The organism is Streptomyces sp. NPDC025806, from assembly GCF_055558275.1.
On record NZ_JBVHMU010000008.1, the window covers coordinates 202295 to 227567 of the forward strand.

General features: G+C 71.0%; 19 protein-coding genes. 9 read left to right on the forward strand and 10 right to left on the reverse strand.

Annotated features, from left to right (window positions below):
* Positions 1-69: 69 nt before the first annotated feature.
* The gene (locus tag ACZ4E1_RS20355; protein WP_467541018.1) at positions 70-1014 is read left to right on the forward strand and encodes a LysR family transcriptional regulator; all 945 of its coding nucleotides are present in this window, start codon (positions 70-72) and stop codon (positions 1012-1014) included.
* Between the two features lie 108 nt (positions 1015-1122).
* Complete coding sequence (gene alc / locus ACZ4E1_RS20360) at positions 1123-2262, forward strand: allantoicase (RefSeq protein ID WP_467541020.1); 1140 nt, start codon at positions 1123-1125, stop codon at positions 2260-2262.
* A 261-nt stretch (positions 2263-2523) separates the two neighbouring features.
* On the opposite strand, the gene pepN (ACZ4E1_RS20365) is transcribed toward alc, so the two are convergent.
* Positions 2524-5097, reverse strand: a complete 2574-nt coding sequence (pepN, locus tag ACZ4E1_RS20365; protein WP_467541022.1) for an aminopeptidase N — start codon at positions 5095-5097, stop codon at positions 2524-2526.
* Between the two features lie 135 nt (positions 5098-5232).
* Between pepN (ACZ4E1_RS20365) and ACZ4E1_RS20370 the strand changes: the two genes are divergently transcribed.
* Positions 5233-5754 carry a DUF1203 domain-containing protein gene (locus ACZ4E1_RS20370; RefSeq protein ID WP_467541024.1) on the forward strand — a complete coding sequence of 174 codons (522 nt, stop codon included), beginning with the start codon at positions 5233-5235 and terminating at the stop codon, positions 5752-5754.
* 79 nt (positions 5755-5833) lie between these two features.
* On the opposite strand, the gene ACZ4E1_RS20375 is transcribed toward ACZ4E1_RS20370, so the two are convergent.
* Entirely contained in the window at positions 5834-6856 is a 1023-nt protein-coding gene (locus ACZ4E1_RS20375; RefSeq protein ID WP_467541026.1) for an aspartate-semialdehyde dehydrogenase, read from the reverse strand.
* Between the two features lie 198 nt (positions 6857-7054).
* Between ACZ4E1_RS20375 and ACZ4E1_RS20380 the strand changes: the two genes are divergently transcribed.
* Both ACZ4E1_RS20380 and ACZ4E1_RS20385 read left to right on the forward strand, forming a co-directional pair.
* Positions 7055-7567 (forward strand): sigma-70 family RNA polymerase sigma factor, encoded by a 513-nt coding sequence (locus ACZ4E1_RS20380; protein ID WP_467541028.1) that lies wholly within the window; start codon positions 7055-7057, stop codon positions 7565-7567.
* Position 7568: 1 nt separating this feature from the next.
* Positions 7569-8255, forward strand: coding sequence for a hypothetical protein (locus ACZ4E1_RS20385; RefSeq protein ID WP_467541030.1), 687 nt, complete (start codon positions 7569-7571; stop codon positions 8253-8255).
* A gap of 70 nt (positions 8256-8325) precedes the next feature.
* Here ACZ4E1_RS20385 and ACZ4E1_RS20390 read toward each other — a convergent pair whose 3' ends face one another.
* On the reverse strand, positions 8326-11637 hold the full coding sequence (locus ACZ4E1_RS20390) for a S8 family serine peptidase (RefSeq protein WP_467541032.1): 3312 nt from the start codon (positions 11635-11637) through the stop codon (positions 8326-8328).
* A gap of 241 nt (positions 11638-11878) precedes the next feature.
* Here ACZ4E1_RS20390 and ACZ4E1_RS20395 point away from each other — a divergent pair, with 241 nt between their 5' ends.
* On the forward strand, positions 11879-12346 hold the full coding sequence (locus ACZ4E1_RS20395) for an NUDIX hydrolase (RefSeq protein WP_467541034.1): 468 nt from the start codon (positions 11879-11881) through the stop codon (positions 12344-12346).
* Between the two features lie 167 nt (positions 12347-12513).
* A complete protein-coding gene (locus tag ACZ4E1_RS20400; protein ID WP_467541036.1) occupies positions 12514-14277 on the forward strand; it encodes a TIGR03767 family metallophosphoesterase in 1764 nt (587 codons plus the stop codon).
* 13 nt (positions 14278-14290) lie between these two features.
* Here the strand turns inward: ACZ4E1_RS20400 and ACZ4E1_RS20405 are convergent, their stop codons facing one another.
* Entirely contained in the window at positions 14291-15337 is a 1047-nt protein-coding gene (locus tag ACZ4E1_RS20405) for a hypothetical protein (protein WP_467541038.1), read from the reverse strand.
* Between the two features lie 202 nt (positions 15338-15539).
* On the reverse strand, positions 15540-18107 hold the full coding sequence (gene pepN / locus ACZ4E1_RS20410) for an aminopeptidase N (RefSeq protein WP_467541040.1): 2568 nt from the start codon (positions 18105-18107) through the stop codon (positions 15540-15542).
* 158 nt (positions 18108-18265) lie between these two features.
* On the opposite strand from pepN (ACZ4E1_RS20410), the gene ACZ4E1_RS20415 reads away from it, so the two are divergent.
* Positions 18266-18922 carry a mycothiol-dependent nitroreductase Rv2466c family protein gene (locus ACZ4E1_RS20415; RefSeq protein ID WP_467541042.1) on the forward strand — a complete coding sequence of 219 codons (657 nt, stop codon included), beginning with the start codon at positions 18266-18268 and terminating at the stop codon, positions 18920-18922.
* Here ACZ4E1_RS20415 and ACZ4E1_RS20420 read toward each other — a convergent pair.
* The 4 genes from ACZ4E1_RS20420 to ACZ4E1_RS20435 all read right to left on the reverse strand — a co-directional run bounded on the left by ACZ4E1_RS20420 (position 18919) and on the right by ACZ4E1_RS20435 (position 23071).
* Positions 18919-19137 carry a hypothetical protein gene (locus tag ACZ4E1_RS20420; protein ID WP_467541044.1) on the reverse strand — a complete coding sequence of 73 codons (219 nt, stop codon included), beginning with the start codon at positions 19135-19137 and terminating at the stop codon, positions 18919-18921. The two genes, ACZ4E1_RS20415 and ACZ4E1_RS20420, sit on opposite strands and share 4 nt — an antisense overlap.
* 145 nt (positions 19138-19282) lie before the next feature.
* Positions 19283-19933 carry a superoxide dismutase gene (locus tag ACZ4E1_RS20425; RefSeq protein ID WP_467541046.1) on the reverse strand — a complete coding sequence of 217 codons (651 nt, stop codon included), beginning with the start codon at positions 19931-19933 and terminating at the stop codon, positions 19283-19285.
* Between the two features lie 138 nt (positions 19934-20071).
* Positions 20072-21511, reverse strand: coding sequence for an amino acid permease (locus ACZ4E1_RS20430; RefSeq protein ID WP_467541048.1), 1440 nt, complete (start codon positions 21509-21511; stop codon positions 20072-20074).
* A gap of 156 nt (positions 21512-21667) precedes the next feature.
* A complete protein-coding gene (locus ACZ4E1_RS20435; protein ID WP_467541049.1) occupies positions 21668-23071 on the reverse strand; it encodes an amino acid permease in 1404 nt (467 codons plus the stop codon).
* 273 nt (positions 23072-23344) lie between these two features.
* Between ACZ4E1_RS20435 and ACZ4E1_RS20440 the strand changes: the two genes are divergently transcribed.
* The gene (locus ACZ4E1_RS20440; RefSeq protein WP_384625367.1) at positions 23345-23926 is read left to right on the forward strand and encodes a biotin transporter BioY; all 582 of its coding nucleotides are present in this window, start codon (positions 23345-23347) and stop codon (positions 23924-23926) included.
* Positions 23927-23936: 10 nt separating this feature from the next.
* Here ACZ4E1_RS20440 and ACZ4E1_RS20445 read toward each other — a convergent pair whose 3' ends face one another.
* Positions 23937-25262 carry an FAD-binding oxidoreductase gene (locus ACZ4E1_RS20445; RefSeq protein ID WP_467541052.1) on the reverse strand — a complete coding sequence of 442 codons (1326 nt, stop codon included), beginning with the start codon at positions 25260-25262 and terminating at the stop codon, positions 23937-23939.
* Positions 25263-25273 lie beyond the last annotated feature (11 nt).

A 25273-nucleotide genomic window follows, 5' to 3' on the forward strand; every position in this document is an offset into this window, starting at 1 on the left:
TCGGTATCGAGAATCTTGATGTCAAGCTTTTTAGAATGACGCGGGCAGTCCGTCCCGTACGTTTAAGCCATGAGCGAGGAAGAGCTGCGGGCGGCACTGCGCCGCGAACGGTGGGACATCAAGAAGCTGGTGATCCTGCGCACCCTGCAGGAGCGCGGCACGGTCACCGCCACCGCCCAGGCCCTCCTCATGACCCCCTCCGCCGTCTCCCAGCAGCTCACCAACCTCGCCAAACAGCTCGGCGTCCCGCTCCTGGAGGCCCAGGGCCGCCGCGTCCGGCTCACCGACGCCGCCCGCCTCGTCCTGCGTCACGCCGAGGCCGTCTTCGCCCAGCTGGAGCGCGCCGACGCCGAACTCGCGCAGTACGTGCACGGGGACGCGGGCGTCGTCCGGGTCGCCGCGTTCTCCACCGCCGTCCCCGCCCTCGTCGTGCCCGCCGTACGGGCGCTGCGCGCCGCGCACCCCGGCATCACCGTCCGGGTCCGAGAGGCCGAGGCGGCGCAGGCCTACGAGCTGCTCTCGTCCGGCGACGTCGACCTCGCCCTCTCCCTCGCCGCGCACGCGCCGACCGCCCGCGACCCCAAGTTCACGCGGGTGCCGCTGCTCGCCGACCCGCTCGACGTCGCCCTGCCCGTCGGCCACCCGCTGGCCCACGAACCGGGCCTGCGGCTCGCCGACCTCGCCGGCGAACCCTGGATCTTCGGCGGCTCCGGCCCCTGGTCCGAGATCACCACCGCCGCCTGCGAGGCCGCCGGCTTCGTGCCCGAGCAGGCCCACAGCGCCGCCGGCTGGACCGCGATCCTCGCCATGGTCGAGGCCGGGATGGGCGTCGCCCTCGTGCCCCGGATGGCCGCCGCCCGCCGCGACGGCGTCGTGATGTGCCCCCTCGGCGCCGACCGGCCCGTGCGCCACGTCGTGGCCGCCGTGCGCAAGGGGGCCGAGGAATGGGCTACGGTGCGGCGAGTCCTCGGCGCGCTCACTGTCCAGCGCACCGAACCCACCCCCTCCGACTGAACACTCGGGCAGGGAACGTTCAGGCAGACCGAACCTTTCAGGTGAGCTGAAAAGCGACCTCGGAAACTTTCGATGGACCTATGTGGTGCCTCGCCCGACAGTGGACGTATGACGACTTCCTCCGAGGCCAACGCCGCGACCGACGACCCGCACGCCAACGACGCCAACCCCTACGGCGGCGGCGACCCGTACGCCGACTACCGCACCTTCGGTGACGTCGACGCGTTCGCCGACCTCGTCGACCTGGCGGACCGCCGCCTCGGCGCGGGCGTCATCGCCGCGAACGACGAGTTCTTCGCCATGCGCGAGAACCTCCTCATACGCGAGCGCGCCGTCTTCGACCCCGAGCACTTCGGGCACAAGGGCAAGGTCATGGACGGCTGGGAGACCCGCCGTCGCCGCGGCAACGCCGAGCAGCCGTTCCCGGCCCCCGAGGACCACGACTGGGCCATCGTGCGGCTCGGTGCCCCCGGCATCATCCGCGGCATCATCGTCGACACCGCCCACTTCCGCGGCAACTACCCGCAGAAGGTCAGCATCCAGGCCACCTCGGTGCCCGGCGCCCCCGGCCCCGACGAGCTCCTCGCCGACGACGTGAAGTGGGAGGAGATCGTCCCGAAGAGCCAGGTCAAGGGCCACGCGGCGAACGCCTTCACCGTCACCTCCGAGCGCCGCTGGACCCACATCCGGGTCTGCCAGCACCCCGACGGCGGCATCGCCCGCCTCCGCGTGCACGGCGAGGTCCTCCCGGACCCCGAGTGGCTCGACGCGCTCGGCACCTTCGACCTCGCGGCCGTACTCAACGGCGGCGCCTACGAGGACGCGTCCGACAAGTTCTACTCGTCGCCGACGCAGATCATCCTGCCGGGCACCTCGCAGAAGATGGACGACGGCTGGGAGAACCGCCGCCGCCGCGTCGTCGGCACGAACGACTGGGTACGCTTCCGGCTCGCCGCGCAGGGTGCCGTCCGCGCCATCGAGATCGACACCGCGTACCTCAAGGGCAACTCGGCCGGCTGGGTCGCCGTCAGCGGCCGCAACGGTGAGACCGGCGAGTGGTTCGAGATCATTCCCCGCACCAAGCTGCAGCCCGACACGCTGCACCGCTTCCCGCTCGCCGCGCAGGCCGTCGCCACGCACATCCGTCTGGACGCGTTCCCCGACGGGGGCGTCGCCCGCATGCGGGTGCACGGCTCCCTGACCCAGGAAGGCCGGGCCGCGCTGGAGGACCGCTTCCGTCAGGCCTGATCTCCAGTGGGCCGGTGACCAGGCCGGGCGGCGCTACGGGGGGAGCGTCTGCCCGGCCTTCACCGTTCCCGGGTGCGGGTGCGTCGTGGCTGGTCGCGCAGTTCCCCGCGCCCCTGAGATGCACACCCTTCGGGTGGCATCTCCCCGATAGAGGCTGAGCGGCGAAGCCGCTCGCCTCTAGGGGCGCGGGGAACTGCGCGACCAGCCCCCACCGGGCCGGGAGCCGCGAGCGAAACGCGCGGCCCCCGGACCGTAGGCGGATTAAACGTCAGCCGCCCGCGCGGCAAGGGCCCGCGAAACACCCGCACGGGACTCCGAGACAAGGCGACGGAGCGCCGCGTTCGGCCCGGCGGACTCCAGCCACGAGTCCGTCGCCGCGAGCGTCGACTCCGACACCTGGAGCGAGGGGTACAGCCCGATCGCGATCTGCTGAGCGATCTCGTGGGACCGCGACTCCCACACCTCACCCAGCGCAGCGAAATACCGCTCCGAGAACGAGGCCAGCAGCTCCCGCTGATCGCTCTGCACGAACCCCGCGATCACGGCCTCCTGCACCGCGTTCGGCAACTGGTCCGACTCCACGACGGAGGCCCACGCCGCCTCCTTCGCCTCCAGCGTCGGACGGGCCGCCCGCGCCGTCGCCGCGTGCCGCTCACCCGCCGCCGTACGGTCCCGCTCGTACTCCGCGGCGATCTCCGCCTCGTCGTACCGGCCCACCGCCGCGAGCCGCTCCACGAACGCCCAGCGCAGCTCCGTGTCCACGGCCAGGCCCTCGATGACCTCCGAGCCGTCGAGCAGCGCCTCGAGGAGGTCGAGCTGCTCCGGCGTACGGGCCGTCGCCGCGAACGCGCGCGCCCACGCCAGCTGGTGGTCGCCGCCCGCCTCGGCCGTCCGCAGATGCGCGAGCGTCGCTTCCGTCCAGCGGGTCAGCAGCGCGTCCCGGCGGGCCGGGTCCGCGTACAGGTCGATCGCCAGCTTCACCTGGCGGTGCAGCGACTGCACCACACCGATGTCGGACTCCTTGCCGACACCCGAGAGCACCAGGTCCAGGTACGCGCTCGTGGACAGCTCCGCGTCCCGCGTCATGTCCCAGGCCGAGGCCCAGCACAGCGCGCGCGGCAGCGAGGCCTCGAAGTCACCGAGGTGCTCCACGACGTACGCCAGCGACTTCTCGTCCAGCCGGACCTTCGCGTACGACAGGTCGTCGTCGTTCAGCAGGATCACGGCCGGGCGGTGCTTGCCGACGAGCTCGGCGACCTCGGTCGTCTCCGTCGCCGTGACGTCGAGTTCGAAGCGCTCGCCGCGCAGCAGCTTGCCGCTCTCGTCGTCCAGGTCGTAGAAACCGATCGCGATGCGGTGCGGACGCAGCGTCGGCTCGCCCTTGGCGCCCTCGGGCAGCGCCGGCGCCTCCTGGCGGACGGCGAACGAGGTGATGACACCGTGCTCGTCCGTCTCGATCTCCGGCCGCAGCACGTTGATACCGGCCGTCTCCAGCCACGCCTTCGACCAGGCCTTCAGATCACGCCCGCTGGTCTCCTCCAGAGCGCCCAGCAGATCGCTCAGCCGCGTGTTCCCGAACGCGTGCCGCTTGAAGTACGCCTGCACGCCCTGGAAGAACTCGTCCATGCCGACGTACGCGACGAGCTGCTTCAGCACCGACGCGCCCTTGGCGTACGTGATGCCGTCGAAGTTGACCAGCACGTCGTCCAGGTCACGGATGTCGGCCATGATCGGGTGCGTGGAGGGCAGCTGGTCCTGCCGGTAGGCCCACGTCTTCATCGAGTTGGCGAACGTCGTCCACGAGTGCGGCCACTGCGAACCCGGCGCGTACGCCTGGCAGGCCGCCTCGGCGAACGTCGCGAACGACTCGTTCAGCCACAGGTCGTTCCACCACTCCATGGTGACCAGGTCGCCGAACCACATGTGCGCCAGCTCGTGCAGGATCGTCGCCGCCCGCACCTCGTACGCGGCGTCCGTCACCTTGGACCGGAACACGTACTGGTCACGAATGGTGACCGCGCCCGCGTTCTCCATCGCGCCCGCGTTGAACTCCGGCACGAACAGCTGGTCGTACTTGGCGAACGGGTACGCGTAGTCGAACTTCTCCTGGAACCAGTCGAAGCCCTGCCGCGTCACGTCGAAGATCGCGTCCGCGTCGAGGAACTCGGCCAGCGACGGCCGGCAGTAGATCGCCAGCGGCACCGACTGCCCCGTCTCCGCGTTCTCGTACGAGGAGTGCACCGCGTGGTACGGGCCCGCGATCAGCGCCGTGATGTACGTGGAGATCCGCGGCGTCGGCTCGAACACCCACAGGTCGTCCTTGGGCTCCGGCGTCGGCGAGTTGGAGATCACGGTCCAGCCCGCCGGCGCCTTCACCGTGAACTGGAACGTCGCCTTCAGGTCCGGCTGCTCGAACGAGGCGAACACGCGCCGCGCGTCCGGCACCTCGAACTGCGTGTACAGATAGGCCTGTTCGTCGACCGGGTCCACGAAGCGGTGCAGGCCCTCGCCCGTGTTCGTGTACGCGCAGTCGGCGACGACCCGCAGCTCGTTCGGCCCCGAGGCCAGGTCGGTCAGGGCGATCCGGGAGTCCTGGAACACGGCGGCGGCGTCCAGCGACCGCCCGTTCAGCTCGACCTCGTGCACGGCGTCGGCGATCAGGTCGACGAAGGTCTCGGCACCGGCCTCCGCGCTCGCGAAGCGGACGGTGGTCACCGACCGGAAGGTGCCGCCCTCCTGGGCGCCCGAGAGGTCGAGATCGATCTCGTAGGAGTCAACGGTGAGCAGCTTCGCCCGCTGCTGCGCCTCTTCACGGGTCAGGTTGGTCCCAGGCACGCGGTCATCTCCAATGGCGGTTCTACTGGCGGTCTACGCTTGTGACGTTTCGGGTCATCCTTCCACGAGGGGTACGGGAAGGCGATGTCCATTTTCCGCCGGTGAAACCGCGCACCACGCAGCACCGTGGAGGACATGACCAGGTACGACGCACAGCCCATCGCAGCCACCGCGCTCAAGGAACTGCGCACCACCGACGACGCGGGCCGCCCCTGCACCCCGTACACGGCGACCGAAGCCGACGCGGGCTCCCCGCTCCGCTGCTGCCTGCGGCCCATCGAGACCGGCGAGCGCATCGCCCTCGTCTCCTACGCGCCGCTGCGCCGCTGGGCCGCCGCGACCGGAGCGCGCCCCGGCGCCTACGACGAACAGGGCCCCGTCTTCCTCCACGCCACCCCGGAGGACTGCCCCGGCCACGTCCCCGACCCCGACCGCTACCCCTTCGACCGCCCCGGCGCCCTGCGCACCCTGCGCCGCTACGACACCCGCGGCCACATCGCGGGCGGCCGCCTCCTGGAGATCCCCGCCGACGCGACGGCGGGCTTCGACGCAGCCCTCGACGAGGCCTTCGCCGACCCCGAGGTGGCCCTCGTCCACGTCAGGGCGGTGGAGTACGGCTGCCTCCACTTCGCCGTCGAACGCCCGCAGGCCCGCTGACCGGGCCGGACCCGGACACACGTCAGGGGCGGTCGCCGGAAGAACCGGCGACCGCCCCTGACGTGTGAGGTCGTGCCACTTACTTCTTGGCGGACAGCTCCTGCGCCACCAGCTCCGCGATCTGCACCGCGTTCAGCGCGGCGCCCTTGCGGAGGTTGTCGTTGGAGATGAACAGCGCCAGACCGTTCTCGACCGTCTCGTCGTTGCGGATGCGGCCCACGAACGAGGCGTCCTGACCGGCGGCCTGCAGCGGCGTGGGAATGTCGGACAGCTCGACACCCTCGGCCGCCGCCAGCAGCTCGGTGGCGCGCTCGACGCTCAGCGGGCGGGCGAAACGGGCGTTGACCTGCAGCGAGTGCCCGGAGAAGACGGGGACCCGGACGCACGTGCCGGAGACCTTCAGCTCGGGGATCTCCAGGATCTTGCGGGACTCGTTGCGGAGCTTCTGCTCCTCGTCCGTCTCGTTCAGACCGTCGTCCACGATCGAACCGGCCAGCGGCAGCACGTTGAACGCGATGGGCCGCTTGTAGACGTTCGGCTCCGGGAAGTCCACGGCGCCGCCGTCGTGCGTCAGCTTGTCCGCGTCGGCGACGACCTTCTGCGCCTGCCCGTGCAGCTCGGCGACACCGGCCAGGCCCGAACCGGACACGGCCTGGTACGTGGCGACGACCAGCGCTTCCAGACCGGCCTCGTCGTGCAGCGGACGCAGCACGGGCATGGCGGCCATCGTCGTGCAGTTCGGGTTGGCGATGATGCCCTTGGGGCGGTTCGCGATCGCGTGCGGGTTGACCTCGGACACGACCAGCGGGACCTCGGGGTCCTTGCGCCAGGCGGAGGAGTTGTCGATCACGACGGGGCCCTGGGAGGCGACCTTCTCCGCGAGCGCCTTCGACGTGGCACCACCGGCGGAGAACAGCACGATGTCCAGGCCCGAGTAGTCGGCCGTCGACGCGTCCTCGACCGTCACACCGTCCAGGACCGACCCGGCGCTGCGCGCGGAGGCGAAAAGGCGCAGCTCCTCGATCGGGAAGGCCCGCTCGACCAGGATCTTGCGCATGACCGTGCCGACCTGACCGGTGGCTCCGACGATTCCGACCTTCACAACAGGTTCCTCCGTACGTGCGTGCGGCCATCCGGCCTGGGGGTACGTCCATGATGCGTCTGTCCAGACCCGACTTGTCCAATCCATTGTCCGACCCCTGGGACGCTGTGCGACAGGCCACAGAATCCGTCGAACCTTTCGGGGGCCTCCGGCGTCGTAGGACACACGAAGCAAGGGGGAGGGGCATTGCTGCGGAGCATGCGCAGAGCGGGGCGCGGGCGGGCCGACGACCCGCTGGACGCGGCGGTCGAGGACCGGGTGCGGGCCGTGCTCTCGCTGGGCGGGGTGCCGTACGCGGACCTGCCGGACGGGGTGCAGCAGGTGCGGCTGCGCCTTCTGGAGCGGGCGGCGAAGGGCCAGGAGGCGCCGCGCGACGTGTCGGCGTGGGCGGCGGTCGTGGCCTCCAACCTGGCCATGGACTGGCACCGGGCGCGCCGTCGGCAGGAACGGCTCGGCGAGCGCCTGGCGTCCCTGCGCCAGGAGAACGCCCGGGACGCGGCCGACACCCGCGTCCTGTCGATGGCGGTCGCGCAGGGCCTGGACCAGCTGCCCGACCAGCAGCGGCAGGTGGTCGTGCTGCGCTTCTACGCGGATCTGCCGGTCCGCGACATCGCGGCGGAGCTCGGCGTGCCCGAGGGCACGGTCAAGAGCCGGCTGCACACGGCGGTCCGGGCGCTGCGGGCCCGGCTGCACGAACAGGAGGTGGTGTGAGGTGCCGGACGAGACGCACGAGGACCGGCTCCTGATGCGGGCCCTCACGGGCGAGCGGCTCCCGGCCGACGACCCCGCGGCGGCCGGGATCGAGGCCGACCTCGCCCTCCTGCGCGCGCAGCTGCACGGCCTGGGCGACAGTCTCGCCGCCCGCGAGGAACCGGACCGGAGCCCGATCGCGGCTCCCGCCCGCCGACGCCGGCCCTTCCGTATCGCGGTCGGCGCCCTGGTCGCGGCCTGCGTGGCCTCGCTCGCGGGCGGCCTGGTGTGGCTGGGGGTGAACGGGGCGGGTACCTCCTCGCTGAGCAGCGCCGACAAGGCCGCAGGAGCGGGAGCCGAGGCGGGGGAGGACGCCAAGCGGACCCCCGAGGGCTTCGTGGCCTGCTCGGCCCTCATCGCCGAGGGGGCGGTGGTCCGGGTCGACCCCGTGCCCGGCACCCGCCAGGACCGGATCACGCTGCGGGTCACCCGGTACTTCAAGCCGGAGACCGGGGCGCGGACGGTGACGTTCCCGATGGACCGGGACGTGCTGCCGCGCCTGAAGCCGGGCGACCGCCCCTTGATCAGCATTCCCGTGGGCTCCCGGGAGCCGGAGAACTGGGCCCTGGGCAAGGACCGCACCTCGCTGCGCACGAGGGTCGTCGACGCGCTCCCCGGAGCGAAGAACCTGCCGTGCGACCACGGATGACGCGGACAAAAAGAGAGGCGGGCGCCGGTCACGGAGACCGGCGCCCGCCCCTACCGGGCCACCCTGACTGCTACGGGGTGACCTTCTCGATCTTCACGTTGCCGACGCCCGCGGCGACGCCGCGCTCGTTCAGCAGCTGCACCTGGCCGAAGAACTCACGGCCCTCCGGTGCGGCGGCCGCGGCGGTGACCTGGGCGGTGACGTCCGTGGACGCGCCGTTGGCCAGCGACACGGGCTTGGACTCGTCGACCTTCACCGTGCCGAGGGACGGCGAGTAGAAGACGTCGACGTAGTCGTACGCGGTCGAACCGGACGGCACCGAGTAACCGGCGACCTCCACCGTGTACGTGCCGGCGGCCGGCTTGTCGATGCTGACGGACTCCTCCGAGTCGCCGTCGGCGGACGAGGCGACCGGCTTGCCGTCCTTGAGGACCGTGAGGTCGAGGTCGGCGGCCTGGTCGGAGACGTTGCCGATGCTGACGTCGAGCCGCTCGGCGCCCTCGGGCACCTCGACGGTCGTCGTCTGCGTGGCACCGCCGGCGATGGTGGGACGCGTCGACTTCGAGGAGCCGAGCGGACCGCCCTGGAGCTTGCCGCCGTCGATCGCGGCGAAGTTGTTCGTCACCTTCCACGACACGTCGGCCGGGGTACCGACCTTCGCCTCGGGGAGCGTCTGCACGGCCGGGTCGAACGCGGTACCGAGCGCCTCGACGTCCAGCGTGTACGGGTTGTCGAGCAGTGGCGACGTACGGCGCGACTCGACCTCGATCTCCCAGACACCGGCCTGCGGGTCCGCGTAGGAACGCAGGTCCGGGCGGCAGGTGTTGGCCGGGTTCTCGTAGTTCGGGTAGCAGCTCGGCGTGGAGGTCTCGTCGACCGGAACGCCGTACGGGTGGATGGAGATGAACCGGGTCTGGCTCTTCTCCTTCAGCCCGCTCATCCGCACCTGGAGCGACTTGGCGCCCTCGGGAACGGTGACGAAGTACGAGGTGGTGCTGTTGCGCTGCACCGAGCCCTTCGCCTGGAAGGTGTACGCGGGCTTGGCCAGCGGCGTCGAGACGACGACGGTGGCGAGGACCTGCTGGTCGACACCCTCGGTCTTCGGGTCGTCGACGCGCAGGATCGCGCTGCGCAGACCGGCGGAGGCCGGGGTGGCCTGGATCTTGACGGTGACCGGCTTGTTCAGCGGCAGCCACACGCGGGTGGGCCCGGCGATCCGGAAGGTGCCGCCGGAGTTGTTCGCGAGGGAGAGCTGGTGCAGCACGGGCGTCGAGGAGCCGGAGGTACGGGTGACGGTGACCTCGTAGGTCTTCCGCTCACCGGCCTTCAGGCCGCCCTCGCGGTCGTAGAGACCGGTGCCGAACCCGGGCGTCTTCAGCGCGTAGTCGATCGCGGTGTCGACCGGAGCCTTGACCGCGTAGGTGTGCGCGGTGGCGCCGTCCCGGATGGAGTCCCAGGCGTCGACGACGTCGATCAGACCGGAGCCCTCGGCGTAGGCCTGCTCACCCTTGATGTGGTGGGCGGTCGACGTCAGCGCGGTGCGCAGCTTCGCAGGGGTGAGGTCGATCTTCTTCTGCTTGGCGGCGGAGATCAGCAGCGCGGAGGCACCGGCGGCCTGCGGGGAGGCCATCGAGGTGCCCTGGAGCATCGAGTAGCCGGCCGGCAGCGCGTAGCCCGCCTCGGCGACCGGGGAGCCCGGCAGCCAGGTCTGGGTGGTGTTGATGGAGGCGCCCGGCGCGGTGATGGCCGGAGCGAAGCCGCCGTCCTCACGCGGACCGCGGGAGGAGAAGGGCATCATCGCGTACGGCTTCTCGACGACGGAGCCGTAGTTGGAGGCCCAGGTCTCCTTGGAGATGGCGGCGCCGACGGACAGCACCTTGTCGGCGAGTCCGGGGTCACCGATGGTGTTGGCGCCCGGCCCGGAGTTGCCGGCCGAGATGACCAGCTGGACCCCGTACTGGTCGATGAGCCGCGTGTACAGCTCGGACCGCGCGTTGTTGCCGTCGTTGAGGGCCGGCAGTCCGCCGATCGACATGTTGACGATGTCGACGCCACGCTTGGTGACGAGGTCGATCATGCCTTCGGTCAGGGCGACGTTGGTGCAGCCACCGCTCCAGGAGCAGGCGCGCGAGGACACGATCTTGGCGCCGGGCGCGGCGCCGTTCATGTTCTTGTTGCCGAACAGGGAGTTGGCGGCGGTGATACCGGCGACGTGCGTGCCGTGCTCGGACTCGATGACGCCGATGTTGACGAAGTCGACCTTCTTGCCGACCCAGTCGCCCCCGTACGGATCCATCGGAACGCTCTTGCGGATCTCGACCACGAACGGCTGCCGCTCGACTACGTCCGTCTTGGGGTCGTCGGTGCCGAAGTACCCCACCTGGTAGCCGTCCTTGTACGGCTTCATGGCGGCGTCGTCGGTGAAGTCACCGTTGTCGTTGACGTCCACGGTGACGGTGCCCTTGGCGGCGTCGTACAGCACGCCCCAGACGTCGGTCGTGTCGCCGTCCCGGTTCGCGTCACCCTTGGCGTCGCCGCCCGCGGTGTCGCTCTCCTTGAAGGTGCTGAAGCCGAAGGTGCCCGAAGGCGCCTTGTACGTCCGCCCGTTGGCCGTGAACGTGGGCCCGGTGACGGAGGTGATCATCGGCCGCCAGGTCTTGTCGCCGTCCACGATCGGGTCGGTCGCCGTGACCCAGTCGACGATCTTGCGCTCGCCCGTGGTGGTCTTCTGGAGCGCGGGGTGCCCGAGGTCGACACCGGAGTCGAGGATGCCGATGGTGACACCGCGCCCGTCGGCCTTCGGGTTCTTCGCGACGAAGTCGACGGCCCCGGTCTCGAACGACGGGTTGTACGGGTTCTTGGCGGGGGTGTCGGCGCCCGGGCCGGCGGCGGAGCCGGTGGCCGACTCGGTCCCCTTGGCCGAGTCGGCGGCCGGAGTCGGGTCGTCGAGCGCGATCTCCTGGCGGAGGTCGATGCCGTGCACCGAGTCGAGCTTCTCGGCGGCCTTGATGGCGGCCTCGGCCCGGCCGGTCGGCAGAGTGGCCCGCACATAGCCGAGCTTGTCGTAGGTGCGGCCGACGGAGCCGCCCTTGACGGAGTCCAGCTGCTCGGCCACGGCCTCGGTCCTGCCGGGCGCGGTGGCGACCATGACGGTCACGTTCTTCTTGCCGTCGGCCTGGGCGTCGGCGAGAAGTTCCGCGTCCTGGGCGCCGAGCTTGTCGCTCGACGCCTTGACGGCAGGGTCGGTGGCCGGTGAATCGGCGGCGAGGGCCATGGGTATCGGCCCGGCCGCGGTGAGCGCGGCCACGAGGCCGGCGGCGGCCGCGAGCCGGGCCGCGCGTCTCGCACCCGATATCGGCGCGTGCTGGGGATCGGAGGTCATCAGCATCCCAAGGTGAGATCGAAAGGGATCCGGATTTCGGTGCCGGATGACCGCTCAGCTTTACGTAAGTGACCACACTTTGGGGAGACTTGCCCGAGGCGGGTTCAGGCCGTGGCGTAGACCCGCCATACGCCACACCCGGCAAACCGGCACCAAGGGGACCACCGGTCGCAGCGTCTCCGTGCGCCGCAACTTTGACGTCGACCAGGCGTAATCAAGGAACAGGTCTTAGCGTCAGGGGATGCATAAAGAGCTGCGGGTGGCGGCCTACGCCGTGTGCGTGCGCGACGGCCGGATCCTCCTGGCCCGCTGGGTCGCGGGCGACGGCACCAAGCGCTGGACGCTGCCCGGCGGCGGGATGGACCACGGCGAGGACCCGTACGACACGGTGATCCGCGAGGTCGAGGAGGAGACGGGCTACGCCTTCACCCCCGGCACTCTCATCGGCGTGCACTCGGTCCTGCGCCGCTACCCCCGCAAGCTCGGCAAGGTCGCCGACTTCCACGGACTCCGTCTGGTCTACGAGGGCGAGATCACGGGCGGCACCCTGCGGCACGAGGAGAACGGCTCGACGGACATGGCGGCATGGCACGACCTGGACGCGGTGACCGAACTGCCCCGCGTCGAGCTGGTGGACGTGGGCCTCGAACTCTGGCGCACCCGCCCCCCGACGGGCCACGTCCTTCCCCGCAAGGTGAACACAGAGTGACGGTCACAAAGCCGCTCACCGCCCCCGCCCCCAACACTGCGAGCGCCCTGATCCAAGTACGCCGATAGGCGACGCCCGTTGCGTCGCCGTTCACGCGCAGGCCACCCCCGGTGCCAAGCATCCAAGACGGAACTTGTCGCCGCGTCCGCACCAGGGGAGACCGCGCCATGCCGCGCACACGCTCTGTCACGCAAGCCGTACGACTGGACCGCCGCACCCTACTGACCGCGACCGGAGCGGCCACCCTCACCGCGGGCCTCGGCTACGCGCTGGGCGCCCCCGGCGAAGCCGCCGCCGGCCCGACGAACCCGCCCGCCACCAGGGCACGTACGACCACGACGCCCGTCACGAGGGCCCCGTACACGCAGGGCACGACCCTGGCCGAGACGGCGACCCCGCACACGTCCCCCACCCACGCCTACCGCCACCTGACCGCGGGCCCCGGCTGGGCGAGGGTGACCCGCGACGACCTGGCGGCCCCGCACCGGAGCAGGGAGACCCGCCGCACACCGCTCGCCGCGTTCGTCCAGTTCACCGACATGCACCTCGTGGACGTACAGAACCCGCTCCGCTACGAGTACCTGCGCGGCGCGACGTCCAGCGCCTGGCGCCCCCAGGAGGCACTCTCGGTCGCGGGCGCCATCTCGCTGGTGGAGCGGGTGAACAGCCTCCCGGGCGGCCCGGTCACGGCCTCCCCCCTGCACTGCGTGATGACGACGGGCGACAACACGGACAACAACGCCCGCTGCGAACTCGACTGGTTCCTCAAGACGATGAGCGGCGGCGGCATCACACCGAACACAGGAGACCCGGCCCACTACGAAGGAGTGCAGAACAGCGGCCTGAAGCTGTACTGGCACCCGGACTCGAAGCTCCCCGACAACGACAAGCGGGCCCACGCCTTCCCCCGCATCGAAGGCTTCCTGAAGGCGGCGATCAGCCCCCTCCGGAGCCCGGGCCTGACCGTCCCGTGGTACTCGACGGTCGGCAACCACGACGCGCTCCCGGGCGGCTGCTACGCCCCCGCAGACCCGTTCTTCGCCGAGTTCGCCGTGGGCGACCGCAAGTTGATGGAGCTCCCCACCCGCGACGGCGAGGCGATCTGGGACAACGTGGAGCGCGGCGGCGACCTGAAGGGCGCGGCGTTCAAGCAGCTGCTGACGGCCCGGTCGCGACAGATGCGCGAGGTCACCCCGGACGCGTCCCGCGCCCCGTTCACCCCGGCCGAGTACCTGGCCGCGCACCTGGACCCGGCGCACCGGGGCGCGGGCCCCCTGGGCCACGGCTACACGCAGGCCAACCTGGACGAGGGCACGCAGTACTACACGTTCACCGTCGCGCCCGGGGTGCGGGGCATCAGCCTGGACACGACGGACCCGGGCGGCCACTACGAGGGCTCGATCGGCGAGGCCCAACTCACCTGGCTGAAGGCCCAACTGGACCGGGCGGAAGCCGACCGTGCCCATGTGATCGTCTTCTCCCACCACACGAGCAAGTCGATGCGCAACCTCAACCCGGACCCGCAGCGCCCGCGCGAGAAACGCCACGGCGGCGCGGAGCTGACCGCGCTCCTCGCCGCCCACCGGCCGGTCCTGGCCTGGGTGAACGGCCACAGCCACAAGAACAAGATCACCCCGCACCCGGGTGCGGACGGCGCCCCCGGCTTCTGGGAGATCTCGACGGCCTCGCACGTGGACTTCCCGCAACTGGCCCGGGTGATCGAGATCGCGGACAACCACGACGGCACCCTGTCCCTGTTCACGACGCTCATCGAATCGGCGGCCCCGTACCAGGCGACCCCCGCGCACCTGACCGCGACGAACCTGGCCTCGCTCTACCGGGAGCTGTCCTTCAACGCGCCGGGCGCCCGCACGACGCTGGCCGGCAAGCCGAAGGACCGCAACACGGAACTGGTCCTGCGCAAAAGCTGACGCACCGGCCCGTTCACCGGGGCAGGACGACGACATAGGCCGCCGGATCCCGGTCCCCGGCGGCCATGAGGGCGGTCCGCACCACGGCGGCCTGCTGCTCCATGGACTCGCGCAGCTTGCGCGGAGTGATGTGCACGACGGTGATCCCGAGCCGTTCGAGGTGCTCCCGCTTGCGCGCGTACTCGATCCAGACGGAGTCCTCCTCCTGCCGGGGCGCCCGCGCGTCGAGTTCGAGGACGACGGACTGGTCGGGCCAGAAGGCGTCGACGCCCCCCAGGTGCGGACCGCCGGGCAGCCGCAGGTCCACGTTCCATAGCGGCGCGGGCAGATCGTGCTCGCGCACCATGGCGTAGAGCCGGTCCTCGGCGATGGCACGGCCCTCGGCGAGCAACGAGTCGACAGCGTCGACGACATGAGGACGCGTCAGCAGCCGCGCCTGGGACAACTCCCGGACCACCACGGCAGGTTCGCAGAACTGTCCCCGCACCGCCTCCGTCAGGAGCCGCCGCACGGCCCCCGCGTCACCGAGCTGGGCGACGGCGTCGGCGAGCGCCCGGGCGACGGGAGCGACCGGAACTCCCTGCAGAACCACGGGAGTCGGCAGTGCCGCGGCCCGCACGATCCGGGCGAGATCGGTGGACCGCAACCGCCGCGTGCGCGGCACCAGCACATCGACATGATCGACGGAGTTCAGCGGGGGAGCGGAGGCGAACCCGTGCAGAGCGAGCGCGGCGAGCCCGGTGACCAGGGCGTCGGGCGCCGCCTCGGCGGGGCCGTGCTGCACCGGCACGCCGCCAGTGCTCCCGCCGCGCCGGGTGGGCCGCCCCGCGTACAGCAGCGCGGCCCGCACCCGCTCCTCACCGGTCGGCGGACCGGGGTGCAGCAGGAAGACGCCGGGCAGCAGCTGCCGCCACGGCCCACCGGGCCGGCACTGCTCCTGCGCGGCGGCGGCACCGACACCGTGGGCCTTGAGCTGGGCGCCGCTCATGACGCGCACCTGGACACGGTCGAGCTCACGCAACGGGCGGGGGAACAGCGGGGCGGGGGAGTTGTGGTTCATGACCAGGCCCTTCCCGGCCGGGCCGCCCCCGCTAACCGCTGTTACCGTCCCGTCGACAAAGCCGGACAAGCTCGCCCTAAAGTCGAACGGCCGCCCGGCCGAAAAGGCCAGGCGGCCGGGCGGGTTACGGCCTGTCATACCCGCATTCAGTAACACCGGATGCCAGGGCGCCCCGAAGGGCGCCCCCGCGCACCCGCAGCCGTCACGAGGAGGCGGCCCCGGCGTCGCAGGCCTGCCCGCGCAGCGCCCGGGCCAGATCGTCCCGGGCCTCCAGCACCAGTCGGCGCAGCGCGGGCGCCGCGTCCTCGCGCGCGGTCAGCCACGCGTCGGTCGCCGCGAGCGTCGCGTCGGAGTCCTGGAAGGTGGGGAACAGGCCCCGCACCACGTCCATGCCGATCTGGATGGACCGCTCGTCCCAGACCCGCTCGATGACCGCGAAGTACTTCTCGGCGTACGGCGCGGTCAGCTCCCGCTGGGACGGCTGCTGGAACCCGGCGATGGTGGCCTCCACCAGCGCGTTGCTCAGCGCGTCGGACTCCACGACCTGCGCCCAGGCCTGCGCCTTGACGGCCGCGGAGGGGCGGGCGGCGAGGCAGCGCACCTGGTGCCGCTTGCCGGAGGCCGTGTCGTCGCGGGCCAGCTCGTCCGCGAGGACGGTCTCGTCGGCGACCCCGTACGTGGCGAGGGTCTCCAGGAACGCCCAGCGCATCTCCTGGTCGACCTCAAGACCGTCGATCTTCGCGCTGCCCTCCAACAGCCCCTGGAGGAGCTGGAGTTCGGCCTCGCTGGAGGCGACGGAGGCGAAGAAGCGGGCCCAGGTCAGCTGGTGCTGGCTGCCCGGCTCGGCGAGCCGCAGTTCCTTGACGGCGCCCTCGGCGAGCAGCCGCCCGCCCTCGGCGCGCCAGGTGGGCGCGGCGTAGTGGGTGAGCGCCGAGCGGGCCCAGGCGTGCAGCATCTGCAGGACGCCGATGTCGGACTCCCGCCCGGCGAACCGCAGCACGAGGCCGATGAAGTCGCGGGCCGGCATGAGGGCGTCCCGCGTCAGGTTCCACAGCGCGGACCAGCACAGGGCGCGGGCCAGCGGGTCGCTGATGTCGCCGAGCTGCTCGCGCAGCGTGGCCAGCGAGTTCTCGTCGAAGCGGATCTTGCAGTACGTGAGGTCGTCGTCGTTGACGAGGACGAGCTCCGGCGCCTCGGCCCCGGCCAGCTCGCTCACCACGGTGCGCGGCCCGTCGACGTCGACCTCGGCGCGCGCGTACCGCTCCAGGGCGCCCTCGACCGTGCGCCGGTACAGGCCGACGGCCACCCGGTGCGGCCGCAGCTCGGGGTGCGAGGCGGCGGCCTCCTGGACCACGGCGAGCTCGGTGATCCGCCCGTCGCCGCTCAACGTCACCTGCGGGGTCAGCGAGTTGACCCCGGCGGTCTGGAGCCAGGCCCGCGACCAGGACGTCATGTCCCGGCCGCTGGTCTCCTCCAGCACGGACAGCAGATCGCCGAGCTGCGTGTTCCCGTACGCGTGCCGCTTGAAGTACCGGCGCGCGCCCTCGAGGAACGCGTCCCGCCCGGCGTACGCGACGAGCTGCTTCAGCACCGACGCGCCCTTGGCGTACGTGATGCCGTCGAAGTTGAGCTTGGCGTCCTCCAGGTCACGGATGTCGGCCGTGATCGGGTGGGTGGAGGGCAGCTGGTCGGCGCGGTAGGCCCAGGACTTGCGGTTGTTGGCGAAGGTGATCCAGCCGTTCTCGAACCGGGTCGCCTCGACCATGGAGAACGAGCCCATGAAGTCGGCGAAGGACTCCTTCAGCCACAGGTCGTCCCACCACTGCATGGTGACGAGGTCGCCGAACCACATGTGGGCCATCTCGTGCAGGATCACGTTGGCCCGGCGCTCGTACGAGGCCTGCGTGACCTTGCCGCGGAAGATGAACTCCTCGCGGAAGGTGACCATGCCCGGGTTCTCCATGGCGCCGAGGTTGTACTCGGGCACGAAGGCCTGGTCGTACTTGCCGAAGGGGTACGGGTAGTCGAAGTTCTCGTGGAAGAAGTCGAGGCCCTGCTTCGTCACCAGGAACACGTCGTCGGCGTCGAAGTACGGGGCGAGACCCTTGCGGCACATGGCGCCGAGCGGGATCTCGAGGTCGCCGCGCGTGTAGGTGTCCGTCACGTAGTGGTACGGGCCGGCGACGATCGCGGTGATGTACGTGGAGATCGGCTTCGTCTCGGCGAACCGCCAGACGCCGTCGGCGAGTTCACCGACCCCGTTCGACCAGACCGTCCAGCCCTCGGGCGCCTGCGCGCTGAACCGGTACGGGGCCTTCAGGTCGGGCTGCTCGAAGTTGGCGAAGACGCGGCGGGAGTCGGCCGGCTCGTACTGCGTGTAGAGGTAGACCTCGCCGTCCTCGGGGTCGACGAAGCGGTGCATGCCCTCGCCGGTGCGGGAGTAGGCGCACTGGGCGTCGACGACCAGCTCGTTGTCCTCCGCCAGGTTCTCCAGCTGGATCCGGCTGCCGTCGAACACGGCGGCCGGGTCGAGGTCCTCGCCGTTGAGGGAGACGGCCGTCACGGACGGGGCGATCAGGTCGACGAAGGTGCTCGCGCCGGGCTCGTTCGCCCGGAACCGGATCGTGGTCAGGGAGCGGAAGGTGCGCGGTCCCTCGCCCGGCGCCTCACCGACGGCGGACCGCAGGTCGAGGGCCACCTCGTACCCGTCGACGGACAGCAGACCCGCCCGCTCGCGGGCCTCGTCGCGGGACAGATTCTCACCGGGCACGGGCGGCACTCCTTCGTGACGTTGGACGGGTCCTTGTGGGACCGTTCGAACGCCTATGATCCTCGCACGCGCCCCCTTCCCCGGACATCCGGGAATGGGACCGCACCACGAGCGCGTTGTACCCGGGCGTACCCCTTCAGCGACTGCCTAGGAGTGTCATGCCCGCCACGGCCGAGAAGCCCGTCGAGAAGACCCCCGTCGACTTCTGGTTCGACCCGCTGTGTCCCTGGGCGTGGATGACCTCCCGCTGGGTGCTCGAGGTCGAGAAGTTCCGCGACATCAAGGTGCGGTGGAACGTGATGAGCCTCGCGGTGCTCAACGAGGACAAGCTCGACGAGCTGCCCGAGGAGTACCGCGACATGCTGGAGACCAAGGCCTGGGGCCCGGTCCGCGTCGTCATCGCCGCCCAGCAGGAGCACGGCTCGGAGGTGCTCGGCGACCTGTACACGGCGCTCGGCACCCGGATCCACAACGGGGGCGAGGGCCCGACCAAGGAGGCCGTCGCCGCCGCCCTCGACGAGGTCGGCCTGCCCGCCTCCCTCATCGAGCACTGGGACGACACGAAGTACGAGCCCGAGCTGCGCGCCTCCCACAAGGAGGGCATCGACAAGGTCGGCCAGGAGGTCGGCACGCCGGTCATCGCGGTCCCCGGCGCGGACGGCGAGCAGATCGCGTTCTTCGGCCCGGTCGTCACGCCGGCGCCCAAGGGCGAGGCCGCGGCGAAGCTCTGGGACGGCACGCTGCTCGTGGCGTCGGTGCCGGGCTTCTACGAGATCAAGCGGACGCGTACGGCCGGGCCGGTCTTCGACAACTAGTCGTCGAAGTCCTCGGGTAGCTGGAGGTGGCGGCTCTCGACGCCGTAGTGCCGCATCGTCCGGCAGCCGGCCTTCTTGCAGCGCCACCAGTTGTGGGTGTAGGTCAGCTGCTTCTGCTCACGAAGCCAGAGGTCTTCCGCCGGTGTCAGATGCCGGTGCTGCTCGTAGGACTTGCACGTCGGGCAGTGCCGCTCCCGCTCCACCTCGTTGGTCATCGGCCCAAGATGCCCCGGAAACCGTAAAACCGACAGACCCCCGTGAGTCACGTCCTCACGGGGGTCTGTCATTTCAGCCGCCCGCCGCAGTGAAGGTTGAGAAGACGATCACGAGGCGGGACGCATGTGACGCGGCGCGTCCCCGTCAGGGGACGAGCAGCAGGTGATCGGCCCGCTCCTTCGCGGCCGCGTACCGCCGGGCCACGTCCTGCCAGTTGACGACGGCCCACATCGCGTCGATGAAGTCGACCTTCTGGTTCTTGTACTGCAGGTAGAACGCGTGCTCCCAGGCGTCGAACACGAGGATCGGGGTCGAGCCCTGCCCCACGTTCCCCTGGTGGTCGTAGACCTGCTCGACGATCAGGCGCCCGCTGAGCGGCTCGTAGGCGAGGACGCCCCAGCCGGAGCCCTGCGTCGTCGCGGCGGCCTTGGTCAACTGTGCCTTGAAACCGGCGAAGGAACCGAAGGACTCGGCGATCGCGTCGGCGAGGTCGCCCACGCCGTCGGCGGCCAGCGGCTCGCCGCCGCCCCCGTCCTTCGGGCTGTTCATGTTGTGCCAGTAGATGCTGTGCAGGATGTGGCCGGAGAGGTGGAAGGCCAGGTTCTTCTCCAGGCCGTTGAGCGCACCCCAGTGTTCCTTGTCGCGGGCCTCGGCGAGCTGCTCCAGGGTGTCGTTGGCCCCCTTCACGTACGCCGCGTGGTGTTTGTCGTGGTGCAGCTCGATGATCTGCGGATTGATGACCGGTTCGAGCGCCGCGTAGTCGTAAGGAAGCTCAGGAAGCGTGTAGATGGCCATGTACGTGTGCCCTCCGGCTGCTCATTGCACGGCTTATTGCAAGTTATTCGCAAGTGCAGGCTAACAGCAAGAGTGCCGCGCGCAACGCGAAGGACCCCCGGGCCAGTTGGCCCGGGGGTCCTTCGGAGGCGAGGGGGACTACTTCTTCTCGGCGATCTTCTGCCGGACGAAGCCGACGACCGCGAGGATCAGGGTCAGGCCACCGGTGTAGAGCAGCTGCTCACGGGTGCCGGGCTCGCGGGCCATCAGGACGAACACCGCGACCATGCCGAGCAGCGCCAGGACGGTCAGGTACGGGTAGGCCCACATCTTCACGACGAGCTTCTCCGGCGCCTCGCGCTCCAGCTTGCGGCGCAGGATCAGCTGCGAGATGGCGATGAAGAACCAGACGACGAGGATGATCGCGCCGATGGTGTTGAGCAGCCAGGCGAAGATGTCGTTCGGGCGCCAGTAGCTGAGCAGCACGCACACGAAGCCGAACGCGGCCGACAGCAGCACCGCGACCCGCGGCACCCCGCCCGAGATCTTGCCGACGATCTTCGGGCCCATGCCGCGGGCGACCAGCGAGCCGGCCATGCGGGAGGCGCCGTAGATGTTGGCGTTCATCGCGGACAGCAGGGCGATCAGGACGACGACGTTCATGATCTGGCCGGCCGCCGGGATGCCCAGGTGGTCCAGGGTGGCGACGTAGGGGCCCTTGGTCGGGATCTCCTTCGCCGTCCACGGCAGCAGCACCACGACGACGGCCATCGAGCCGACGTAGAAGAGGGCGATGCGCCACATCGCCGTGCGGACCGCCTTGGCGACACCCTGCACCGGGTGCTCGGACTCGGCGGCGGCGATCGTGACGGTCTCCAGACCGCCGTAGGCGAAGACGGACGCGAGCAGACCGACGATCAGCCCCTCCGAGCCGTTCGGCATGAAGCCGCCGTGGCCGGTGAGGTTGGACATGCCGGGGGCGTCGACGTCGGGCAGGACGCCGAGGATGGCCAGGACGCCGATGCCCAGGAAGAGGACGATCGCGCCGACCTTGAGCGTCGCGAACCAGAACTCGAACTCGCCGAAGTTCTTCACCGCGGCCAGGTTCGAGCCGGTGAACAGGAGCATGAACAGCGCGACCCAGGCCCACTCGGGCACACCCGGCACCCACGCGTGCACGATGCCGGCCGCACCGATCCCCTCGAGCCCCACCGCCACGCACAGCAGGAACCAGAACGACCAGCCCGCCGTGAACCCTGCCCACGGACCGATGCCCCGCTCCGCGTGCACGGAGAAGGAGCCGGAGGCCGGATACGCCGCCGCCATCTCGCCGAGCATGCGCATCACCAGCATCACGAGGGCGCCGGAGATCGCGTAGGCGAGAATGATCGACGGACCGGCCGCGGCGATCGCGGTGCCGGAGCCGACGAAGAGGCCGGCGCCGATCACGCCGCCGAGCGCGATCATCGACAGATGGCGCTGCTTGAGACCGTGCGAGAGCGACGGCTCGGTGGCCGCCGACGACTCGACGGGCTGCGCGACCGCATCCTCTACGGTTGCCGCATCCTCTGCGGCTGACTGCGCGGACGTCCGAGACATGGATGTGCCCTGTTCACTAGCTGAGACGGGTCATGAGTAAACGGTGCGTAAACGGCCCACAGTCTGGGGGCGCGGCCCGATCACAGGGAATACGTTTCCGCTATACGGACACGACGCTCACACCCCGCGACGTCCCCGTAGACGCTGCGTGAAGGATCAGGCACGCCGTGCGCGCAGCTCCCGCACACCCGCCACGACCAGCACCGCCGCTGTCGCTCCCGTCGACCACAGCAGCTGCGGCCGCGCCCCGTCGTCGGTCAGCATCAGGCCGACCACCGCCGCCATCGCGGCGAGCGCCGCCCAGGTCAGCCACGGGAACGCCCACATCTTCAGCACCAGGCGCTCCGGCGCCTCCGCCTCGATGCGCCGGCGCAGCCGCAGCTGCGACACCGCGATCAGCGCCCACACGAACAGCAGCACCGCGCCGACCGAGTTGAGCATGTAGAGGAACACCGAGTCGGGCCACTTCAGATTCAGCAGCACGGACACGAAGCCGAAGGCCACCGACGCGAGGACCGCCCGGCGCGGCACCCCGCCCCCGCTCACCTTCAGCAGCGAGCGCGGCGCCTCCCCGCGCTCGGCCAGCGAGAACACCATCCGGGACGCGCCGTACAGATTCGCGTTGAGCGCCGACAGCAGCGCCACGAACACCACGATGTTCATGATCTGCCCCGCCGCCGGGATCCCGATGGCGTCGAGCACGGTCACGTACGGGCTGACGCCCGCCTTCTGCGCCGTCCACGGCAGCACCGTCACGATGACCAGCATCGAGCCGACGTAGAAGAAGAGGATGCGGAACACTGCACTGCGCACCGCCCGCGCCACCGAGCGGACCGGGTCGTCCGACTCGGCCGCCGCGATCGTGACGACCTCCAGGCCGCCGAACGCGAAGACGACCGCGAGCACGCCCGAGACGACGCCCTGCCAGCCGTGCGGCAGGAAACCGCCGTCGCCGGTGAGGTGAGTGAGGCCGACGGGGTCCGTGTCGGGGAGCAGGCCGAAGATCGCCAGCAGCCCGAGCACCAGGAACGCGACGATCGCGAAGACCTTCAGGGAGGCGAACCAGAACTCGAACTCGCCGAAGTTCTTCACCGCCGTCAGGTTCGCCGCGGTGAACACCACCATGAACAGCAGCACCCACGTCCACTGCGGCACCGACGGCACCCAGCCGTTCGCGATCTGCGCCGCGCCCGTCGCCTCCACCGCGAGCACCACGACGAGCAGGAACCAGTACAGCCAGCCCACGCTGAACCCGGCCCAGCGGCCGAGCGCCCGCTCCGCGTGCACCGAGAACGAGCCGGAGGCCGGCATCGCCGCCGACATCTCGCCCAGCATCCGCATCACGCACATCGCGAGCGCGCCCGCGATCAGATACGAGACGACGATGCCCGGGCCCGCGACCTCGATCCCGGCCCCGGACCCCACGAACAGGCCCGCGCCGATCACCCCGCCGAGCCCCAGCATCGTCAGGTGCCGCTGCTTGAGCCCACCGCCCAGCGGTTCGTCGGGCAGCGGCCCTTCGGAGGGGAGCGGGGCGTCGTCGTGCCGGGGGTCGTGCATCAGGTCCGTCAGCCGATCTGAGGTGCGCAGGAATTGGCGGGAACCTACAGTCTCGCCGCCGATCGCGCCGGACCGCAAAACGCGCCCGCCCGACAGCTGACCTCCGTGACGAGGGTCACCCCGCGCGGGGTGTACGCGACGACCTTTGTACGGAGCCCACCAACACCCCGCGCAAGCCTTTGTCGAGGCGCGACCGTGATCGCCGTGAGCCCCCTGGGATAGCGTCACGAAGAACCACCACCTTGCCCAGCACTCCAGAAACGCGGAGACCCGATGAGTACCGCCACCGCCGCCGTCGCCCGTCCGGGCAAGGTCCTGGCCGACCTGCTGCCCGCCTCCCGCACCAAGGACATCGCGCTGGTCCTCGGCGGCGCCGCCCTCACCGGCATCGCCGCGCAGATCGCGATCCCCGTGCCGGGCTCGCCCGTGCCGGTCACCGGGCAGACCTTCGCCGCGCTGCTCGTCGGCACCGCGCTGGGCGCCCGCCGCGGCTTCCTCGCGCTCGCCGTGTACGCGCTCGCGGGCATGGCCGGCATGCCGTGGTTCGCCGAGGGCACCGCCGGTTTCGCGATGCCGTCCTTCGGCTACGTCCTCGGCCTGATGCTCGCCTCGGCGGCCGTCGGCGCCCTGGCCCGCCGCGGCGACGACCGCTCGGTGTGGCGCACGGCCCGCGCCTTCCTCGTCGGCGAGGCGATCGTCTACGCGGTCGGCGTCCCCTACCTGGCGCTGTCCACCGGCATGAGCCTGAGCGCCGCGATCGCCGCGGGCCTCACCCCGTTCCTCATCGGCGACGCGATCAAGGCGGCCCTGGCGATGGGCGCGCTGCCCACCGCCTGGAAGTTCGTCGGCAAGTGAGCTTCACCCGCTAGACGTTGTAGTTCCTCCGGAAGAGGTTCGCCGGGTCGTACGCGGCCTTCAGATCGGCGAGCCTCTTTCGCGTTCCCGCGTCGTACAGCCCCTCGGGCCGGTCCGCGCCGCCGAACGCGAAGTTGAGGGAGCGGCCCATGACGCGGTCCGCGACCGCGCCGAACGCCCGCGCGTGATGCGCCCGTGCCGCGTCCCGCCCGCCCTCACCGAGCGGTGACAGGATCCGCACCAGCCAGACCGCGTCCCGGTACGGCACCGCGTTCGGTGCGGGCCGCGACAGCGCGCCGCCCAACTGGTTCAGCTGCACGATGTGCATGCCGTCGGCGCCGGGCCCGCACGCGGTGAACAGCTCGGTGACGGCGGCGAGATCGAGCGCGTCCAGGAACACGCTGTCCCCGTAATAGGGGTGCGGGAAGTCCGGATCGCTGTGGATGGTGTGGCTGTCCCCGTACGGCATCTCGCGCAGGGTGTCGGAGAGCGCCCGGCCGAGCGCGGCCCGCAGCGGCGCCACGAGCCGCTCGCCCTCCTCCGCGTCGCCGGTGAAGGCGATCCGTACGGAGACCAGGTACGTGCCGCGCAGATGGGGCGGCATCGACGGCAGGTCCGGATAGACGAGCGCGGCGAGCGACGAGGTCAGGGTGTCGGGGACGGTCGCGGCCCAGCGCGTGTACTCCCGCACGATGTCCGCCGGGTCCGTGGCCCGGCCGTCGTAGGCGAGGGAGCCCCCGTAGAGCCGGGTCACCGGGACCAGGCCCACCTCGATCGCGGTGACGACGCCCAGGTTCGCGCCGCCGCCGAGCAGGCCGTGGAAGAGGTCGGGGTCGCTCTCGGCGGTGACGTGACGCAAGGCGGCGTCGGCCGTCACCACGTCCACGGAGCGCACATGGTCGGCCGTGTAGCCGAACTCCCGCGCCAGGATGCCGAGTCCGCCGCCCAGCGTGTAGCCGACGGCGCCGACGCTCGGCGCCGAGCCGTTCAGCGGGGCGAGTCCGTGCGGGGCCGCGGCCTCGGCGACCGCGCCCCAGCGGGCGCCCGCGCCGATCCGGGCCGTCCGGGCCACCGGGTCCACGGTGACGGTGTCCATCCGCCGCGTACTGACGAGGACGCCGCCCTCGGCCGCGTCCGGCAGCCCGTGCCCGGTGGCCTGCACGCCGACGGGGAGTCCGGCGGCTGCGGCGTGCGCGACGGCGGCCACCACGTCGTCCGGCCCCGACGCGGTGAACACCACGTCGGGGCGGAGGGCGAAGCCGGTCTGGAACCCGGCGATCTCGTCGTCGTAACCGGCGTCACCGGGCCGGAGAACAAGGGTCTCTGCAGTGGTCATACGGGCACTGT

What these genes read in the sequence shown, in the direction of transcription:
- ACZ4E1_RS20355 (WP_467541018.1), top strand. Translation starts at nt 70, where the DNA reads ATGAGCGAGGAAGAGCTGCGGGCGGCACTGCGCCGCGAACGGTGGGAC.
- alc (WP_467541020.1), top strand. Translation starts at nt 1,123, where the DNA reads ATGACGACTTCCTCCGAGGCCAACGCCGCGACCGACGACCCGCACGCC.
- ACZ4E1_RS20370 (WP_467541024.1), top strand. Translation starts at nt 5,233, where the DNA reads ATGACCAGGTACGACGCACAGCCCATCGCAGCCACCGCGCTCAAGGAA.
- ACZ4E1_RS20380 (WP_467541028.1), top strand. Translation starts at nt 7,055, where the DNA reads ATGCGCAGAGCGGGGCGCGGGCGGGCCGACGACCCGCTGGACGCGGCG.
- ACZ4E1_RS20390 (WP_467541032.1), bottom strand. Translation starts at nt 11,637, where the DNA reads ATGACCTCCGATCCCCAGCACGCGCCGATATCGGGTGCGAGACGCGCG.
- ACZ4E1_RS20395 (WP_467541034.1), top strand. Translation starts at nt 11,879, where the DNA reads ATGCATAAAGAGCTGCGGGTGGCGGCCTACGCCGTGTGCGTGCGCGAC.
- ACZ4E1_RS20400 (WP_467541036.1), top strand. Translation starts at nt 12,514, where the DNA reads ATGCCGCGCACACGCTCTGTCACGCAAGCCGTACGACTGGACCGCCGC.
- ACZ4E1_RS20405 (WP_467541038.1), bottom strand. Translation starts at nt 15,337, where the DNA reads ATGAACCACAACTCCCCCGCCCCGCTGTTCCCCCGCCCGTTGCGTGAG.
- ACZ4E1_RS20415 (WP_467541042.1), top strand. Translation starts at nt 18,266, where the DNA reads ATGCCCGCCACGGCCGAGAAGCCCGTCGAGAAGACCCCCGTCGACTTC.
- ACZ4E1_RS20420 (WP_467541044.1), bottom strand. Translation starts at nt 19,137, where the DNA reads ATGACCAACGAGGTGGAGCGGGAGCGGCACTGCCCGACGTGCAAGTCC.
- ACZ4E1_RS20425 (WP_467541046.1), bottom strand. Translation starts at nt 19,933, where the DNA reads ATGGCCATCTACACGCTTCCTGAGCTTCCTTACGACTACGCGGCGCTC.
- ACZ4E1_RS20430 (WP_467541048.1), bottom strand. Translation starts at nt 21,511, where the DNA reads ATGTCTCGGACGTCCGCGCAGTCAGCCGCAGAGGATGCGGCAACCGTA.
- ACZ4E1_RS20435 (WP_467541049.1), bottom strand. Translation starts at nt 23,071, where the DNA reads ATGCACGACCCCCGGCACGACGACGCCCCGCTCCCCTCCGAAGGGCCG.
- ACZ4E1_RS20440 (WP_384625367.1), top strand. Translation starts at nt 23,345, where the DNA reads ATGAGTACCGCCACCGCCGCCGTCGCCCGTCCGGGCAAGGTCCTGGCC.
- ACZ4E1_RS20445 (WP_467541052.1), bottom strand. Translation starts at nt 25,262, where the DNA reads ATGACCACTGCAGAGACCCTTGTTCTCCGGCCCGGTGACGCCGGTTAC.